At 68.6% G+C, this 16,495-nt stretch carries 21 protein-coding genes; 12 read left to right on the top strand and 9 right to left on the bottom strand.

Annotation, left to right across the window (positions count from 1 at the left end):
* Positions 1 to 147: 147 nt before the first annotated feature.
* Together BAMB_RS28085 and BAMB_RS28070 are read right to left on the bottom strand one after the other, a co-directional pair.
* A complete protein-coding gene (locus tag BAMB_RS28085; protein ID WP_232625479.1) occupies positions 148 to 1,698 on the bottom strand; it encodes an NRAMP family divalent metal transporter in 1,551 nt (516 codons plus the stop codon).
* Complete coding sequence (locus tag BAMB_RS28070) at positions 1,695 to 2,348, bottom strand: UdgX family uracil-DNA binding protein (RefSeq protein ID WP_011660533.1); 654 nt, start codon at positions 2,346 to 2,348, stop codon at positions 1,695 to 1,697. Before BAMB_RS28070 ends, BAMB_RS28085 begins: the two co-directional genes overlap by 4 nt.
* A 233-nt stretch (positions 2,349 to 2,581) precedes the next feature.
* Here BAMB_RS28070 and BAMB_RS28065 point away from each other — a divergent pair, with 233 nt between their 5' ends.
* Positions 2,582 to 3,058: a response regulator gene (locus tag BAMB_RS28065; RefSeq protein ID WP_011660532.1), complete on the top strand. Its 477-nt coding sequence runs from the start codon at positions 2,582 to 2,584 to the stop codon at positions 3,056 to 3,058.
* An 85-nt stretch (positions 3,059 to 3,143) separates the two neighbouring features.
* On the opposite strand, the gene BAMB_RS28060 is transcribed toward BAMB_RS28065, so the two are convergent.
* On the bottom strand, positions 3,144 to 4,358 hold the full coding sequence (locus BAMB_RS28060; protein ID WP_011660531.1) for an MFS transporter: 1,215 nt from the start codon (positions 4,356 to 4,358) through the stop codon (positions 3,144 to 3,146).
* Between the two features lie 47 nt (positions 4,359 to 4,405).
* A complete protein-coding gene (locus tag BAMB_RS28055) occupies positions 4,406 to 4,669 on the bottom strand; it encodes a DUF4148 domain-containing protein (RefSeq protein WP_011660530.1) in 264 nt (87 codons plus the stop codon).
* A gap of 222 nt (positions 4,670 to 4,891) precedes the next feature.
* Here BAMB_RS28055 and BAMB_RS28050 point away from each other — a divergent pair, with 222 nt between their 5' ends.
* The 3 genes from BAMB_RS28050 (at position 4,892) to dctA (ending at position 8,165) form a co-directional block, all read left to right on the top strand.
* Positions 4,892 to 5,785, top strand: a complete 894-nt coding sequence (locus BAMB_RS28050) for a LysR family transcriptional regulator (RefSeq protein WP_011660529.1) — start codon at positions 4,892 to 4,894, stop codon at positions 5,783 to 5,785.
* Positions 5,786 to 5,854: 69 nt separating this feature from the next.
* The gene (locus BAMB_RS28045; RefSeq protein WP_041491746.1) at positions 5,855 to 6,790 is read left to right on the top strand and encodes a LysR family transcriptional regulator; all 936 of its coding nucleotides are present in this window, start codon (positions 5,855 to 5,857) and stop codon (positions 6,788 to 6,790) included.
* A gap of 52 nt (positions 6,791 to 6,842) precedes the next feature.
* Positions 6,843 to 8,165: a C4-dicarboxylate transporter DctA gene (gene dctA, locus BAMB_RS28040; protein WP_011660527.1), complete on the top strand. Its 1,323-nt coding sequence runs from the start codon at positions 6,843 to 6,845 to the stop codon at positions 8,163 to 8,165.
* A gap of 25 nt (positions 8,166 to 8,190) precedes the next feature.
* Here dctA and BAMB_RS28035 read toward each other — a convergent pair whose 3' ends face one another.
* From BAMB_RS28035 to BAMB_RS28015, 5 genes are all read right to left on the bottom strand, one after another.
* Positions 8,191 to 8,973: a substrate-binding domain-containing protein gene (locus BAMB_RS28035; protein ID WP_041491848.1), complete on the bottom strand. Its 783-nt coding sequence runs from the start codon at positions 8,971 to 8,973 to the stop codon at positions 8,191 to 8,193.
* A gap of 63 nt (positions 8,974 to 9,036) precedes the next feature.
* Entirely contained in the window at positions 9,037 to 10,332 is a 1,296-nt protein-coding gene (gene tcuC / locus BAMB_RS28030) for an MFS transporter (RefSeq protein WP_011660525.1), read from the bottom strand.
* 254 nt (positions 10,333 to 10,586) lie between these two features.
* Complete coding sequence (locus BAMB_RS28025; RefSeq protein WP_011660524.1) at positions 10,587 to 11,069, bottom strand: PRC-barrel domain-containing protein; 483 nt, start codon at positions 11,067 to 11,069, stop codon at positions 10,587 to 10,589.
* Between the two features lie 90 nt (positions 11,070 to 11,159).
* Positions 11,160 to 11,591 (bottom strand): CBS domain-containing protein, encoded by a 432-nt coding sequence (locus BAMB_RS28020; RefSeq protein WP_011660523.1) that lies wholly within the window; start codon positions 11,589 to 11,591, stop codon positions 11,160 to 11,162.
* Between the two features lie 94 nt (positions 11,592 to 11,685).
* On the bottom strand, positions 11,686 to 11,937 hold the full coding sequence (locus tag BAMB_RS28015; protein ID WP_006753981.1) for a hypothetical protein: 252 nt from the start codon (positions 11,935 to 11,937) through the stop codon (positions 11,686 to 11,688).
* 145 nt (positions 11,938 to 12,082) lie between these two features.
* Here BAMB_RS28015 and BAMB_RS28010 point away from each other — a divergent pair, with 145 nt between their 5' ends.
* The 8 genes from BAMB_RS28010 to BAMB_RS27975 all read left to right on the top strand — a co-directional run bounded on the left by BAMB_RS28010 (position 12,083) and on the right by BAMB_RS27975 (position 16,492).
* The gene (locus BAMB_RS28010; RefSeq protein ID WP_011660522.1) at positions 12,083 to 12,388 is read left to right on the top strand and encodes a hypothetical protein; all 306 of its coding nucleotides are present in this window, start codon (positions 12,083 to 12,085) and stop codon (positions 12,386 to 12,388) included.
* 468 nt (positions 12,389 to 12,856) lie between these two features.
* Positions 12,857 to 13,114, top strand: coding sequence for a hypothetical protein (locus tag BAMB_RS28005; protein ID WP_041491745.1), 258 nt, complete (start codon positions 12,857 to 12,859; stop codon positions 13,112 to 13,114).
* Positions 13,111 to 13,422, top strand: a complete 312-nt coding sequence (locus tag BAMB_RS28000; RefSeq protein ID WP_011660521.1) for a hypothetical protein — start codon at positions 13,111 to 13,113, stop codon at positions 13,420 to 13,422. Before BAMB_RS28005 ends, BAMB_RS28000 begins: the two co-directional genes overlap by 4 nt.
* A 49-nt stretch (positions 13,423 to 13,471) precedes the next feature.
* Positions 13,472 to 13,780, top strand: coding sequence for a hypothetical protein (locus BAMB_RS27995; protein ID WP_006753985.1), 309 nt, complete (start codon positions 13,472 to 13,474; stop codon positions 13,778 to 13,780).
* A 421-nt stretch (positions 13,781 to 14,201) separates the two neighbouring features.
* On the top strand, positions 14,202 to 15,641 hold the full coding sequence (locus tag BAMB_RS27990; RefSeq protein WP_011660520.1) for an RNA polymerase factor sigma-54: 1,440 nt from the start codon (positions 14,202 to 14,204) through the stop codon (positions 15,639 to 15,641).
* 69 nt (positions 15,642 to 15,710) lie between these two features.
* Entirely contained in the window at positions 15,711 to 15,893 is a 183-nt protein-coding gene (locus tag BAMB_RS27985; RefSeq protein WP_011660519.1) for a DUF3008 family protein, read from the top strand.
* A 54-nt stretch (positions 15,894 to 15,947) separates the two neighbouring features.
* The gene (locus tag BAMB_RS34580) at positions 15,948 to 16,109 is read left to right on the top strand and encodes a DUF1328 family protein (protein WP_006498332.1); all 162 of its coding nucleotides are present in this window, start codon (positions 15,948 to 15,950) and stop codon (positions 16,107 to 16,109) included.
* The gene (locus BAMB_RS27975; RefSeq protein WP_006753988.1) at positions 16,106 to 16,492 is read left to right on the top strand and encodes a DUF3022 domain-containing protein; all 387 of its coding nucleotides are present in this window, start codon (positions 16,106 to 16,108) and stop codon (positions 16,490 to 16,492) included. The genes BAMB_RS34580 and BAMB_RS27975 overlap by 4 nt, the downstream gene beginning before the upstream one ends.
* Positions 16,493 to 16,495 lie beyond the last annotated feature (3 nt).

The following is a 16,495-nucleotide window of genomic DNA, read 5'->3' as shown; positions in this document are numbered from 1 at the left end:
CGCGGGGCCGGCAACCGGGCTGTGCCGCACGTGCGGCCGCCCGGTTGGCCGGCTTTTTTTCTCTGTGTTCTCACTTTCCCGTTTCCGCTTCAATGGTTGCGCACGCAACCGAATCCAATCGCATCGTCACGCTCGGCTCAGTTCAGCTCAGCTCAGCATGTCCACGGTCATCAGGACCACCGACGCCACCATCAGCGTGACTGCGAGCCATCCGAACAGTTTCGACACGATCCCGCTGCCCGGCTGCCCGGCCGCGTCGCGCCGCTGCGACAGCAGCATCACCAGCACGAGCATCGGCACCGCCGCGATGCCGTTGAGCACCGCGCTCCAGTACAGCGCCTTGATCGGATTGACCGGACTGAAACAGATCGCGATGCCGACGAGCACGCAAGCCGCCAGCACCGAGTAGAACGCGGGCGCGCGCCGCACCGGCTCGTTCAGGCCTTCGCGGAACCGCCAGGCCTCCGCGCAGCCGTACGCGGCGCTGCCCGCGAATGCGGGGATCGCGAGCAGCCCGCAGCCGACGATGCCGAACGCGAACACGAGGAACGCCGCTTCGCCGGCGATCGGGCGCAGCGCCTCGGCGGCCTGCGCGGTGGAGCCGATGTCGTGCTTGCCGTGTGTGAAGAACACCGCCGCGCCGATCACCATGATGCAGAACGACACCGCGTTGGTCACGATCATCCCGGTCCAGGTATCGAACGTGATGCGCCGTTCGGTTTCGCGGCGCGCGCCGGGCGCGCACGCGGTGTCGCCGTTGCGGCGCTCGGCCTGGGTTTCCTCCACTTCGAGCGCGGCCTGCCACACGAACAGGTACGGGCTCAGCGTCGTGCCGAGCACCGCGACCGCGGTCGTCGCGTATTCGTGCGTGAACGCGACATGCGGCAGCACGAGCGCGTGCAGCAGGTTGCGCCATTCGATGTGCACGAAGCCGAGTTCGAGCACGTACGCGAGCAGGCCGAGCGTCATCCATTTCAGCCAGCGCGCGTAGCGCTCGTAGGACAGCAGCACCTGCAGCGCGAGCGACCCGAGGCCGTAGACGGGCGCATACCAGTAGCTGCGCCCGCCGGCGACGAGCGCGGTCGCGTCGCCCATCGCGGCGAGATCAGCGCCGACGTTGATCACGTTGACGATCACGATCATCACGATCAGCCCTTTGGCGAGCCGGTCGGAGAACTGCTTGCGGATGCCCGCGACGAGGCCTTCGCGATTGGTGCGTCCGATGAACGCCGACGCGAGCTGCACGGCCACCATCATCGGCAGCGCGACGATGGTCATCCACAGCATGTGGAAGCCGAACTGGCTGCCGGCCTGCGCATAGACCGCGATGTTGCTCGGGTCGGCGTCGGACGCGCCCGCGAGCAGGCCGGGGCCGAGCCGGCGGTACCAGGGCTTCGCGGCGGGGGCGGCAGGGGCAGCGGCGGCGGTACCGGCAGCGGTACCAGCATCGGCAGCGGTACCAGCATCGGCAGCGGCACCAGCATCGGCAGCGGTACCAGCATCGGCAGCGGCACCAGCATTGGCACCGGCGCCAGCATCGGCACCGGCACCGGCAGCGGCACCGGCAGCGGCACCCGCACCCGCACCCGCACCCGCACCCGCACCCGCACCCGCACCAGCACCAGCACCAGGACCAGCACCAGGACCAGCGCCAGCACCGGCCTCGCGCGACGCGTCGTCGCCGCGCAGATCGTTCATTCGGCGTCTCCCCGAGCGCCGTGCGTGCCGCCGCTGCCGCGCGCGAGGCGCGACGCGGTGCGCAGCGCGTCGACGAGCGTCCGGTAAGCCTGCTCGCGCGAATCGGCGCCGCGCGTGCGCAGCACGTAGGACGGGTGATAGGTCGCGACGACGAGACAGCCGTCGGGCGAGCGCACGGGCTGGCGCGTGCGCTCCAGCGTCGCGTTGTTGTCCTGCAGCACGGCCCGCAGCGCCGTAGCGCCGAGCGCGACGATCACGCGCGGGCCCAGCGCGGCGAGCTCGCGCTCGAGCCAGTAATGGCACGCGGCGACCTCGCGCTGCGCGGGCGTCTTGTGCATTCGCCGCTTGCCGCGCGGCTCCCACTTGAAGTGCTTGACCGCATTGGTCACGTACACGCTCGCGCGCTCGATGCCCGCTTCGTCGAGCGCGCGGTCGAGCATGCGGCCCGCCGCGCCGACGAACGGGATGCCCGTGCGGTCTTCCTGGTCACCCGGCTGCTCGCCGACCAGCATGATGCGCGCGTCCGTGGGCCCCGCGCCGGGCACCGGCTGCGTCGCGTGTTCCCATAGCCCGCAGCGACGGCACGCGTCGAGCGTGGCCGGCGCTTGGTCGTGGGGCGCGGCGGGCTTCGCGGGCGCGTGGCGCGTCATGCGCGGCCTCCCGCGCAGGCCGGCGCCGCACCTGTGTCACGGTGCGTTGGCCGGCGGGCTGCAGGCGGATTGAAGTTCCTACCGGGTCGGAACAGCGGCGGTGCGCGCATCGACGGCTCCCATATCGACGATTTCGACCATTTGCAGCAACCGGCATGCCCCGTGCAGGCGATCGCGCCAATATGGGCGCGCAGTTTGCGCCGGGGCCGTGTCCGATCACAGGGAGAAACGCGATGCAAATCCTCTCCGGCGACGATCCGGCCGCCGACGACGTGCTGCTGTGGCGCCCATCCGATAGCGTGCCGCGCCGGCTGCGCCGCGTGCTGGTCGTCGACGACTATCGCGACGCGGCCGATGCGCTGCGATTGCTGCTCCAGGCGCGCGGCTTCGAATGCCGCGTCGCGGACGATCCGTTCGCCGTCTGTGATCTCGCGCGCGACTGGCAGCCGTTCGCGATCGTGCTGGACATCGCGATGCCGGGCCTCGACGGCCTGCAACTCGCGAAGCGGCTGCGCGGCGACCCGCACACCGCCGACATGCTGCTTATCGCATGCACCGCATTCGCGTCGCAGAGCGATCGCGAGCGTGCGCGCGAAGCCGGCTTCGACGCGCATTGTGCGAAGCCGCTGACGCCGCACCGGCTGCTGCGTTATCTGGACGCCGCCTACGGCGGCGCGCGGCAGGACGCGGGCGTTACACGGGGTGTGTAAAAAAACCGCGACGGCCGGCTGCGGCCGTCACGTGCGGGCGGCGGCCTCGGCGCGCAGCGCGGCCCGCGACGGCGCGCTGGGCCCGTCACGCGGGGCCGGCGGCCTCGGCGCGCAACGCGGCCCGCGCCGCCAGCGCGGCGAGTACGCCGGCGGCAACGAGCAGGCCCGCGCTCAGCCCGAACGTCGCGCGATAACCGTGCAGGTCGAACAGCACGCCGCCGGCCGTCGCACCGAGCGCGATCGCGAGCTGCACGACCGCCACCATCAGGCCGCCGCCGGCTTCCGCGTCGCGCGGCAGCGCACGGGCCAGCCACGTCCACCAACCGACGGGCGCCGCGGTGCCGAGCAGCCCCCAGACCGCCAGCAGCGCGGCGGTCGCGCCGATCGAGTGGCCGAACGCGATCAGCGCGATGGCGACCGCCGCCATCAGGCCGGGGATGACGATCAACGTCCGGTACAGCCCGCGTTGCAGGAATGTGCCGATCAGGATCGTCCCCGCGAACCCCGCGACGCCGATCACGAGCAGCAGCACCGACAACCCGGCGGCGCCCGCGTGCGTCACGGCTTCGAGGAACGGCCGCAAGTACGTGAACAGCGTGAACTGCCCCATGAAAAAGACGCTGACCGCCGTCATGCCGAGCGCGACCGGCGCGCTCGCCAGCAGCGCGAACGCGCGGCCGGGCGAGGCGCTGCCGTGCGTGGCGTGCATGCGCGGCAGGCTCGCGAGCTTCCAGCCGAACGCGATCGCGGCGACCGGCACGACGCAGAAGAACGCCCATCGCCAGCCGACGATGCCGCCGAGGAAGCTGCCGAGCGGCGCGGCGACGACGGTGGCCAGCGCGTTGCCGCCATTCACGATCGCCAGCGCGCGCGGCACCTGCCGGTCCGGCACGAGGCGCATCGCGGTGGCCGCCGACATCGACCAGAACCCGCCGATGGCGACGCCGATCAGCGCGCGCCCCGCAATGAACGCCAGATAGTTCGGCGCGAATGCGACGACCGTGCCGGACACGATCATCAGCAGCGTCAGCGACAGCAGCACCCGCTTGCGGTCGCGCCGGCCGGCCAGCGACGAGATGAACAGGCTCGTGAGCAGCGCGAACGCGCCCGATACGGAGATCGCCTGGCCCGCCTGTCCTTCGCTGATCCGCAGATCGTGCGCGATCGGCGTCAGCAGGCTGACCGGCATGAATTCGGATGCGACGAGCGCGAACGCGCCGAGCGCCATCGCGAGGACGGCGCCCCACGCGGCGGCGCGAACGGGCGCGGGCCCGCGATCGGAAGGGGAAACGGCTTGCATCGTGGAATCGGGAAGAGTGCGGATCGGTGGCGTCGGCGATGGGCGCGTCAGTCGCAATGCGCGACGACCGCCGTGCCGCGATCGGCCAACGACGTGCGGCCGTCGGTATCGCGCGCCGCCATCACGCGAGTGGACGCCACCCGCGCATCGTCGACCCACGTGCGCGGATTGGCGCGCGCCGGATTGAAGCCGGCGGCTTCGTAGCGAATCATGTCCTCGCGCACCTGCTCGCGCGTCAGGCCCTGCGCATGGGCGAGCAACGGAGCGGAAACGGCAAGCGCGGCGACGAAGAGACGAAGAAGGGATTTCATGGGATGGACTCCGGGAAGAATGCGTGGAAGCTTCCCGAAGCCGGCAGCGGCCGCACGGGAGCCTGAACGCTTCGCAGTCTATCGGCCCGCGCCCGATCGATTAAGTAGCGCGGCACGCTTGGACTTATAAGCTGCGCCGATGAATCGACCGAGGCCGCGGCGGGCGGCACGGGCCGGTGTCGGTGCTAGGATGGGCGTCCGTTTCGACAGGAGCCGCCCGACATGCCGCGCGAAAACCTCAACGATCTGCTCGTGTTTCTGGCCGTGGCGCGCGACCGGAGCTTCACGCGCGCGGCGGCTCGGCTCGGCGTGTCGCAATCGGCGCTGAGCCAGACGGTCCGCGATCTCGAGACGCGCCTCGGCGTGCGGCTGCTGACGCGCACGACGCGCAGCGTGTCGACGACCGAAGCGGGCGAGGAACTGTTTCAGGCCGTCGCGCCGCGCATCGACGAGATCGAGATGAAGCTCGCCGCGGTGGCCGATTTCCGCGACAAGCCGGCCGGCGTCGTGCGGATCACGGCCACCGAGCATCCGATCGACACGATCATCTGGCCGAAGCTCAGGCGCGTGCTGCCCGATTACCCCGACATCCGCGTCGAGCTGTCGGTCGACTACGGGCTGGCGAACATCGTCGAGGAGCGCTACGACATCGGCGTGCGCTACGGCGACCAGGTCGCGAAGGACATGATCGCGGTGCGCATCAGCCCGGACATCCGGATGACGATGGTCGCGTCGCCGGCGTATCTCGACGGCCGCAAGCCGCCAAAGACGCCGCAGGACCTGCTCGATCACGACTGCGTGACGCTGCGGCTCGCGACCGCGAAGGGCATCTATGCGTGGGAGCTGAAGAAGGGCAGGAACGAGATCCAGGCGCGCGTGAGCGGCCGCATCACGTGCAATACGCAGCCGCATATGGTCCAGGCGGCGCTCGACGGATTCGGCATTGCGTTCGTCACCGAGGACATCGTGCTCGACCACGTGCGCAGCGGGCAGCTGCGGATCGTGATGCCGGACTGGTGCCCGGTGTTTCCCGGCTATCACGCGTACTATCCGAGCCGCCGCCAAGCCTCGCGCGCATTCTCGATCGTGATCGATGCGTTGCGGCATCGCGCATAGCGGGATGGTGTGGGTCGGTTTTGCCCGGATCATGCACAATACGCGGCAACTGAGATGGGGAGACGGCCCGTGGGAATCAACTTCGATCTGACCGACTTGCAGGCGTTTCGCGCGGTGGTGGAGCTGGGCAGCTTCCGGAAGGCCGCCGACGCGATCAGCATTTCGCAACCCGCGTTGAGTCGGCGGATCGACAAACTCGAGGAAGCGCTCGGCGTGCGCCTGTTCGAGCGCACCACGCGCAGCGTCACGCTGACCACCGTCGGGCGCGTGTTCGCGCCGAGCGCCGAGCAACTGCTGGACGATCTCGACGTCGCGCTGCTCGGCATCCGCGACGTGTCGTCGAGCCGCCTCGGTCATGTGACCATCGCGTGCGTGCCGTCGGTGGCGTACTACTTCTTGCCCAACGTGATCGCGAGCTATCATCGCCGCTTTCCGCGCATCCGCGTCAAGCTGCTGGATGCCGGCGCGAACGAGGTGTTGAGCGCCGTGATCAGCGGCGAGGCCGATTTCGGCGTGAGCTTCATGGGCAGCCAGGAGCCCGAGATCGACTTCAAGCTGCTGCTGCAGGAGCGCTTCGTCGCCGCGTGCCGGCGCGACCATCCGCTCGCGCGCAAGAAGCGCGTGACCTGGAACGAGCTTTACGAGTACGAGTATGTGTCGGTGGACAAGACGTCCGGCAACCGCCTGTTGCTCGACCAGGCGCTGACGACCGTCGCGCCGCGTGCGCCGAGCGTATGCGAGACGCGCCACGTGACGACGCTGCTCGGCTTGGTCGAAGCCGGCCTCGGCGTGGCCGCGGTGCCGTCGATGGCGATGCCCGGACACGACCATCCGCTGCTCACGAGCGTGCCGCTCGTCGAACCTGTGGTGAAGCGCCGGGTCGGCATCGTGAAACGGCGCGGGCGCCCGCTGACGCCGGCCGCGGAGGAGTTTCACCGCGCGATCGTCGACGCCAAACGTGCGGGCGCCGGCACCGGCGCCGCACGCAGCGACGGATCGACGTGACGAATACAAAATATCCGATGAATACAACAGGAACATCGAGGAAGACAGCATCGTGAGGTGGGCAAGACCGCTTCGTTCGCTCTACGTGCAGGTTCTGCTCGCGATGGTGCTCGGCGTGGGCGTCGGGCACTTCTGGCCGTCGGTGGGCGCGATGCTCAAGCCGCTCAGCGATGCATTCGTCGGCCTCGTGCGGATGATGATCGCGCCGATCGTGTTCTGCACGATCGTCTCCGGCATCACGTCGCTGGCGAACGGCAAAGCCATCGGGCGCACGATCGTCCGCGCGCTGGTGCTGTTCTATCTGCTGACCGCCGTCGCGCTCGCGTTCGGCCTCGTCACCGCGTTCGTGCTGCGGCCCGGCGCCGGCATGCACGTCGACGTCCGCCATCTCGACGCGAGCATCCTCGCGCAATATGCACCGCACGCGCAACCGCACGGGCTCGTCGAATTCGCGTTGAGCGTGATCCCCGATACGATGCTCGGCGCGTTCCAGAAGGGCGAGGTGCTGCCCGTGCTGCTGCTGTCGCTGCTGTTCGGTTTTTCGCTGAATGCGTATCCGCAGGCCGGTCGGCCCGTGCTCGCGCTGATCGACGGCGTCGCGCAGGTCGTCTTCCGCGTGCTCGCGATGGTCATGCGGCTCGCGCCGCTCGGCGCATTCGGCGCGATGGCGTTCACGGTGGGACGCTTCGGCATCGGTTCGGTCGGCTCGCTCGCGCGGCTGATGGTGGCGTTCTACGTGGCCTGCGTGCTGTTCGTCGCGCTGGTGCTCGCGCCGCTCGCGCGGCTGCACGGCTTCGCGTTGTGGCGGCTGTTGCGCTACCTGCGCGAGGAGTTGCTGATCGTGCTCGCGACGTCGTCCACGGAGCCGGTGTTGCCGCGGCTGATCGTCAAGCTGGAGTCGCTCGGTTGCGACAAGGGCGTGGTCGGCCTCGTGCTGCCGGCCGGCTACTCGTTCAACCTGGACGGCACCGCGATCTACCTGACGCTCGCGGCGCTGTTCATCGCGCAGGCGTGCGACGTGCCGCTTTCCGCGCCGCAAATCGCGGCGATGCTGGCCGTGATGCTGTTGACGTCGAAGGGCGCGGCAGGCGTGTCCGGCAGCGGACTCGTCGCGCTCGTCGCGACGCTCGCCGTGATGCCCGATCTGCCCGTGGCCGGCGTCGCGCTATTGGTGGGCATCGATCGCTTCATGTCGGAGGCGCGTGCGCTGACGAGCGTGATCAGCAACGCGTGTGCGGTGATCTTCGTGTCGACGTGGGAAGGGGCGTGCGATCGCGCGCGTCTTGCGCGGATGCTGAGCGCGGCCGGGCACGCGGGCCCGAACGGCGCCGACGATGCCGACGCCGATACCGCGCGTGACGGGAAGGCGGTCTGACGCACGCCTTCCCTTTGGTGCGGGCTCAGTGTGCGGAGACGGAATCCAGCCCGGTCGATTTCACTTCCGACTGCACGTCGGGCGACGCGAGATAGTCGAGCAGCGCCTTCGCTTCCTTCGGATGTTGCGCGCCGACGGGGATGCCGGCGGCGAAACGCGTGACCGACTGCAGCGATTCGGGAATCTTGCCGACGAAGGTCGCGCCTTTAACCGGCAGCAGTTCGCTGACCTGCTGGAAGCCGATTTCGTAGTCGCCGTTCGCGACCACGGACGCAACCGGAATCCGCGGGACCATCTTCGCCTTCGCTTTCACCTGATCCTCGATGCCGAGCTTCTTGAACAGTTCCCGCTCGATGTACACGCCGCTCGCGCTGTCCGAATAGGCGATCGACTTCGCGTGCAGCAGCACCTGCTTCAGCGCGTCGGGCGAGCTGATGTCGGGTTTCGCCGCGCCGTCGCGCACGACCATGCCGATGCGCGAATCGGCCAGCTCGACGCGCGATCCGGCGATCACCTTGCCTTGCTTGATCAGATCGTCGAGCGCGTAGCCGACCATGATCACCGCGTCGGCGGGCTCGCCGCGCGCGAGCCGGTTCGGAATCGCTTCGGGCGACTTACCCATCGACGGGCCGAGCGCGGTGGCGAGCGTGTTGCCCGTGCCGGACGCGAACTGCGGGCCGAGCAGCTTGTAGGCGGCCGTGAAGCCGCCCGAGCTCATCACGTGCAGGTCGGCGGCCTGCACGTTCGCGCTCACCGCGGTGGTGGCGACGAGCGCGGTCGCGCACAGTTTCAGAAGCAGGTTTTTCATCGTCATGGTCGTTGTCATGGTCCGGGTCGTACGAAGTCGGGGCAGGTCGTTCGGCATCACGCGTCAGTGCGCGGGCGTGAGCGTCGCCGCGTGCCGGCGATAGAGCGCGAACGTCGCAAGCAGCGCGCACGCCGCGGCAAGGCTCATCCAGTAGCCCGGTGCGGCCTTGTCGCCGGTCATGTGGATGAGCGCGGTCGAGATGGCGGGCGTGAAGCCGCCGAACACGGCCGTCGCGAGGCTGTAGGCGAGCGAGAAGCCTGCAACGCGCACTTCCACCGGCATCACTTCCGTGAGCGCGACGACCATCGCGCCGTTGTAGATCCCGTACATGAACGACAGCCACAGCAGCACGAGCAGCATGTTGACGAACGACGGCGCATGAGCGAGCAGCGACAGCGCGGGATAGGCGGTCGCGATCGCGAGCACCGTCATGCCGACGAGCAGCGGCCGGCGGCCGATGCGATCGGACAGCGCGCCGCCGATCGGCAGCCAGACGAAGTTCGACAGGCCGACGCACAGCGTGACGAGCAGGCTGTCGGCGGTGCTCAGGTGCAAGACGGTCTTGCCGAAGGTCGGTGCATAGACCGTGATCAGATAGAAGCTGGTCGTGGTCATCGCGACCAGCATCATGCCGGCGACCACGACGCGCCAGTTCTGCATCAGCGTGGTGAAGACTTCCTTCATGCTCGGGCGATGCCGGCGTGCCTTGAACTCCTGCGTTTCCTCCAGTTTGCGGCGCAGCATGAAGATGAACGGCACGATCATGCAGCCGACGAAGAACGGCACGCGCCAGCCCCAGGCGGCGATGGCTGACGCGCTGAGCCAGTGATTGAGCGCGAAGCCGAGAGCCGCCGCGACGACGATCGCGACCTGCTGGCTGGCGGACTGCCAGCTCGTGAAGAAGCCCTTGCGGCCGGGCGTGGCCATCTCGGCCAGATAGACCGACACGCCGCCCAGCTCGGCTCCCGCCGAAAAGCCCTGCAACAGGCGCCCGAGCAGCACGAGTGCCGGCGCGAGCAGGCCGATCGTCGCGTAGCCCGGCACGAACGCGATCAGGATGGTGCCGCTCGCCATGATCGCCAGCGTGACGATGAGGCCCTTGCGGCGGCCGACATCGTCGATGTACGCGCCCAGCACGATCGCACCCAGCGGCCGCATCAGGAAGCCGGCGCCGAACACGGCGAACGTCATCATCAGGGACGCGAACTCGCTCGCGGCGGGAAAGAACACGGCCGCGATCTGGGTGGCGTAGAAGCCGAACAGGAAGAAGTCGAACTGCTCGAGGAAGTTGCCGGCCGTTACGCGGAATACCGCGGCGGCCTTCGAACGTCCGGTCGGAAGGCTGGGCGAGGGGTGCATCTGGGTGTCTCCAGTGAATCGGGAAAATGCGCGGGGAGCGGTTGATTGTCGTTTTCGCCATGTTCGCCCGGAGACGGGGAAACGATAAGTGCGATTTTTGGAAGGATTGATGTTGTTTGGTTATCAATGAATGGCGGAGTTGGTTGGCTCCGGCCGTCAGCGCAATTCAGCGAAAAAGCTCGAGAAACGCACAAAAAAAGCCCCGCATCGAGCGGGGCTCCGTCGGCTAACTCACCGGCAAATCGTAAGCCGTTTTAATGCGTGCCGCGCGTACGCGGATCGTTGAGGTCTTCGGTCGGATCGGTCAGCCCGAGCTCATCGCCGGCGCTCCAGTACGGCGTGCTGCCGTAGTACTCGTGCAGCGGCCCGGCCCATTGCGGGTCGGCCATCGCCGGCCAGTGATCCTTGTCGAAGCCCGGTGCGTTCTTGATCCGCTCTGACGACACCGACAGCAGGAAGCATTTGCGTTCGGTATCGAGCGTCAGCGCGCTCCATGGAATCGCGAGCAGCTTGTCGCCGATGCCGAGCAGGCCGCCGCTCGAGAGCACCGCATACGCGATGCGGCCCGAGCGCACGTCGAGCATGATGTCCTTGATCTTGCCGACGTCGTCGCCATCGGTCGTATAGACCTTGTCGCCTTCCAGCGTGTCGGCCGCCATCACGTCCGGGCCGGGGCCCTCCGCCGTCGCGGCGCCCTTGCCGATGATGCGGGTCCGTCCTTGATCGGGAGTCTGCATGGTTGTCCTCCTGGCTGCATGGGGCGCGACCGTGCCCGGGATGGGCCCTCCGGGTCGCGCGGGTTATCGGGCGAGGCGAGGATCGCCCCGTCACGTCCGCTTCGGTTGCGACACGCCTTCGAGCGTGTTCGCGACTTCGTCACGTATCGGGCCGGCCGTGCGCGTCGCGATGTCCGCGAGCGACAGCATGCCGACCAGACGCTGGTCGTGATCCACGACCGGCAGGCGGCGCAACTGCGCGTCCGCCATGTAATGCTGGATTTCGTCCAGCGGATCGTCCTCGAAACACCATTCGATCGGGCCCGACGCGACTTCATGAATCCGCGTTTCCGGTGGCTTGCCGACCGAGATCGCGCGCACCGTGAGGTCGCGGTCCGTGACCATCCCGACCAGCCGGTTGTTGTCGCACACGGGCAGCGCGCCGATGTCGTAGCGCTCCATCAGTTGCGCGGCGTGGCGGATCGAGTCGGTCGGCGCGATATGCACGACGTCCTGCGACATGATTTCGTTGACGCGATGCATCAGGTCCTCCTTCCAGGTTGAAGCGGGGCCATTCGATTCAGCAAGCGGCGTGCCGCGACGCGCGCGGCCACCGCACCTTCCCGGCCGTCATCCGTCATTTGTCGCGACGTTTGGCCGGGTCTTGCCATGGGCCGTCGTCATGCGTGCCCGGCGGCGTGTCGGGTTCGATGCGCGTGACGCCGCCGGTCGCGGGCGGATCGCTGGCGGGAAACGTGTCCTCGAGCTGCTTGTCGATGTGCCGCTCGGAGTGGCGCGTTTTCGTCTGATCCTGATGCTTCAGCGGCGGCGACGTGTCGGGTTGCTCGTGCGCCGGCGCGTCGCGGCCGGACCGGGTCGAATCCTTCATGGCAAGCCTCCGTGTCGGTGACGATGAACCATTCAGCGCAACGGCCGTGCCCGCGGCGGGATGCGGCACGCGATTTGCCGCTTGGGCGGCGACGACGCGCGCGCGGCCCGATATGCCGCACATGCACACACGCACAGGAGGCACGATGACCAATCCCAAACAGCGACCAGGGGTGCGCTATGAAGTCAACGTATGCGGCGGCGGGTTCGATTCGGTGAAGAGCCATTTCAGCACGTGGAAACACGAGCCGCTGATCTACCGGCCCGATCGCAGGATGTTCGAAGGCAAGGCCGACGTGCGGCCGCTCGGCGACGAGACGTTCGGCTCGACTGAGCCGGCGCGGTTGGCCCTGCAGCGCGCGTGCGACCCGCACGATCCGTATGCGCTCGCCGCGCGGGTGCGCGACGACGGCCGCGAGCTGTGGCTCGTGATGGCCGCATACGAAGCGTAGCGACTCTCTTGAAAGAATTGCAGCGCGCGGTGTAGCGAATGCACGGCGCGGTCTGGGGCGGCATGCGCGCCCGGGCGGACGGTGCCGGACTGGACGGCACGCGGGGGGTACGCGGCCGGGACGCAGATGGCACGCAGCGGGCACGCGGCCGGGACGCAGAGGGTACGCAGCGGGCACGCGGCCGGGACGCAGAGGGTATGCAGAGGGTATGCAGAGGGCAGGCAGAGGACACGTGGACGGCGCGCAGATGGCACACGGCCGGCACGCGGACGGCACGTGGACGGCGCGCAGCGGGCACGCGGTGGCAGCCGCCCGGCACGCGGACGGCACGTGGACGGCATGCAGGCTCGCGGACACCACGCGAACGCCCCGCCCGGCATGCGGCTTGCGGATCACGAGTGCGTAGACCCTCGAGCGGCGTGCGCCCGCGCATCACCGGTCCGGGCCGTTGAGGAGCGACACGATCGAATGCCCATGAATCGACACCCCGCCCAGTCGTTGCACCGGCCCGAGCCGCCGCCGCCCGGCATCACGCCGGAGCCCGAGCCGCCCGAGCCGGATATCGTGCCGCCCGGCACGCCGGAACCGTTTCACGATCCCGAGGGCGACCCGCCGGTGCACCCGCCGCCGGAACGCGAGCCGCCGACCCGGGAGCCGCCGGTTCACGCGCTGCCGACGCGCGTGCCGCCGGCCGCGTTCACCCCATCCATGGAGGGCCCACGATGAGCATCAGCGTGAAACCCGGCATGCTGCGCGACATGGCCGAGACCCTCGGCCGCCATTTCGAGGCGCGCGCGATGCCGTTCCATGTCGAGGAGCAGCCGTCCGGCGCACTGCATTTCGGCTTTCGCGTCGACGGCCATCCGGCGTCGCTGACCGTCACCTTCGACGCCGACGCGTTCGCGGCGCTCGAACGGGCCGGCACCGACCGCCAACGCGGCGCACTGACGCGCGTCGCGGCCGAATTCGACACGATGATGGCGCGTCGCGCGCCGACCGCGTATGCGGGCGATTTCCATTTCAACCGGCTCTGAGCCGTGCCGCGATGGCCGGCCAGGGCCGCCGATTCCACGGAGGATTCCGATGAAGCCGATCCAGACGATACGCGTAGGCGCATGTGCGTTCGCCGCCGCGTGCGCGCTGGGCGCATGCACGCAACCGCAAACCTATGGCCCGCGCGGCGCACCGCCGGCGCCGCCGGGCGCGCATGGCGCGTCGCCGACCACGACCATGCCGGACGCGAATACCCGCTACGACACGCGTCCGTCGCCGCACAACACGATGCCCCCGGGCGCGACCGGCGGCGCGGCGGTCGACGTGCCGCAGCCGGGGCCGAACGGCGTGGAGGGCGACCGGCCGCTGCCGGGCACACCGCCGCTGATGCAGTACTGACCTGACGCGGTACGCATCGCCGGGCCGCCGCCGAAGCGACGAAGCACCGAAGCAACGCAGCAACGAAGCGACGAAGCGACGAAGCGACGAAGCGACGAAGCGACGAAGCAACGAAGCGACGAAGCAACGAAGCAACGAAGCAACGAAGCAACGAAGCAACGAAGCAACGAAGCAACGAAGCAACGAAGCAACGAAACGCCGAAGGGCGCGAGGTCCATCCATACACATTCCGCCCCGCGCGCGCCCTGCGCGAATTTCGTGCCCCCTAACTTCCCGGCGCTTGTAAAAAAGCGGCTCCGAAGCGCCCGGATCATGTGGTGCGAAGCGGCGAAAGCCTTGCCAGACGGCGGTTCGCCGCCCTGGCATGAAAGGTGCATGAATCCCTGCACGTGAATTTCGCACACAGTCAGGAGGGGCATCGATGTCCGTCACGCTTGCGCTCCAGATGCGACAGCATCTGGCACTCACACCGAGGCTGCAGCAATCGCTGCGTCTGCTGCAGCTGTCTTCGCTCGAATTCCAGCAGGAATTGCGGCAGGCGCTCGACTCGAATCCGTTTCTCGAAGATGGCCAGGGTGACGACGAAGCCGTCGCCGAGACCGACGCGCCAGACCATCCGGCAGAAGCCGCAGCGCCCGAGCCCGTGCCCGATGGCGATGACGTGCGGCCGCCGGACGGCGACGTGTCGTACACGGCCGCGCCGGCGCCGCGCACCACGGGCCGGCAGGGCGACGACGTCAGCGACCTGTCGCCCGGCGAATGGATGGCCGCCGAGCCGTCGCTGCACCAGCAACTGCACGACGCGCTGCGTCTCTATCCGCTGAACCGGCGCGATCGCGAGGCCGCGCGCATCGTGATCGACGCGCTCGACGAGGACGGCTACCTGCGTCAGGAGCTGTCCGAGCTGCTGGTCGCGGCCGATCCCGCGCTGCTGCTGTCGGAACAGGATCTCGGGGTTGCGTTGCGGCTCGTGCAGATGCTCGACCGCCCGGGGATCGCAGCACGCTCGCTGTCCGAATGCCTGCTGCTGCAGCTCGACGCGATTCCCGCCGGCACGCCGGCGCTCGCGGAAGCGAAGGTGATCGCGCGCGAACATCTCGAACGGCTCGCGCGGCGCGAGACCGCCGAGATTCAGCGGCGCGTCGGCTGCAGCCAGGCGACGATGCAGGCCGCGTGCTTACTGGTGCGCGGGCTCGATCCGCGCCCCGGCAATCACTACGGCAGCACGCGCGGCGACTATGTGGTGCCCGACGTGATCGTGCGCCAGGTGCGCGACGAATGGATCGTGACGATCAACCCGGCCGTGCTGCCGCGCGCGCGGCTGCATGAACGCTATGCGACGCTGTTCGCGCAGTCGAGCGGCGAGCGCGATTCGCCGCTCGGCCAGCAATTGCAGGAAGCGCGCTGGCTGATCCGCAACGTGCAGAAGCGCTTCGACACGATCCAGCGCGTCGGCGAATGCATCGTCGCGCGGCAGCGTGACTTCTTCCGCTACGGCGAGATCGCGATGAAGCCGCTCGTGCTGCGCGACATAGCGGAAGAGCTCGATCTGCACGAATCGACGGTGTCGCGTGCGACGGGCAACAAGTACATGGCCACGCCGCACGGCACGTTCGAGTTCAAGCACTTCTTCCCGCGCAAACTGGAAGCGGCCGGCAAGGGCGTGTGCTCGGCGTCGGCCGCGAAGGTGCTGATCCGCGACATGATCGCGGCCGAGCGCCATACCGACCCGCTGTCCGATGTCGCGCTCGCGCAGAACCTCGCGGGGCGCGGCATCCTTCTTGCTCGTCGTACGGTGACCAAGTATCGCCAGGCCATGAAGATCCCGCCGGCCGAATTGCGTCGGCGCGACGCCGCCTGACGATACCGTCCAAACCGCGCGCGGCCCGCGAATTGCGACCGTCGCGCGCGCCACCGAAAGGAGGAAATCATGCCAGCCAAATCCCAGGCCCAGCAGCGCGCGGCGGGGGCCGCCCTGTCGGCCAAGCGCGGTGACACGAAAATGAAGGATCTGAAGGCGCCGTCGAAGTCGATGGCCAAGTCGATGAGCGAGAAGGAGCTCGAGAAAATGGCTTCGACGCCGGCGCACGGCAAACCCAAGCACAAGCATTGATCGACGGCGACCCGCGCCGACGATCGTCGTTCTTCAGGACTCCAGGAGGAATTCATGCTGAGATATGCCATCATCTTCTTCGTCATCGCGATCATCGCGGCCGTGTTCGGCTTCGGCGGCATCGCGGCCGGTGCGGCCGAGATCGCGAAGATCCTGTTCTACATCTTCGTCGTGATCTTCCTGGTCACGTTGCTGCTGGGTGTCGTACGCCGATGACGGCCACCCCCGACCGTTCGCAGCGCATCGCGGAACTCGAGACTGCGCTCGCGAACGGCTTTCCATCGGAGTCGACCCTCGTCGTGCATACCGACGACGCATCGGGCCGGCTCACGATTCAGGTGTCATGGGTGCGGGTGCCGGCCGATGAAAACGCGCGTCAATGGCGCTGCGTGGTCGACCTGCGCTTCGATCCCGACGTGCTCACGCGCTATGCGTCGCTCGGCGCGGACGACCGGCTGCGCGTGCGCACCCGGCTGTGCGACCTCGCGCGGCGCGCGGTGGACGAACAAAAGCCGCGTGTCGAGGACGCCGAGATCGAATGCAACGTCGCGCTCGACGTGACGCGCGACGAGCTCGACAGCGCGTTGCGCGCGCCCTGACGC

It is taken from the genome of Burkholderia ambifaria AMMD, assembly GCF_000203915.1.
GTDB lineage: Bacteria > Pseudomonadota > Gammaproteobacteria > Burkholderiales > Burkholderiaceae > Burkholderia > Burkholderia ambifaria.
Note: the sequence above shows the minus strand (reverse complement) of the source record. Positions and strands in the feature narration are given on the sequence as shown.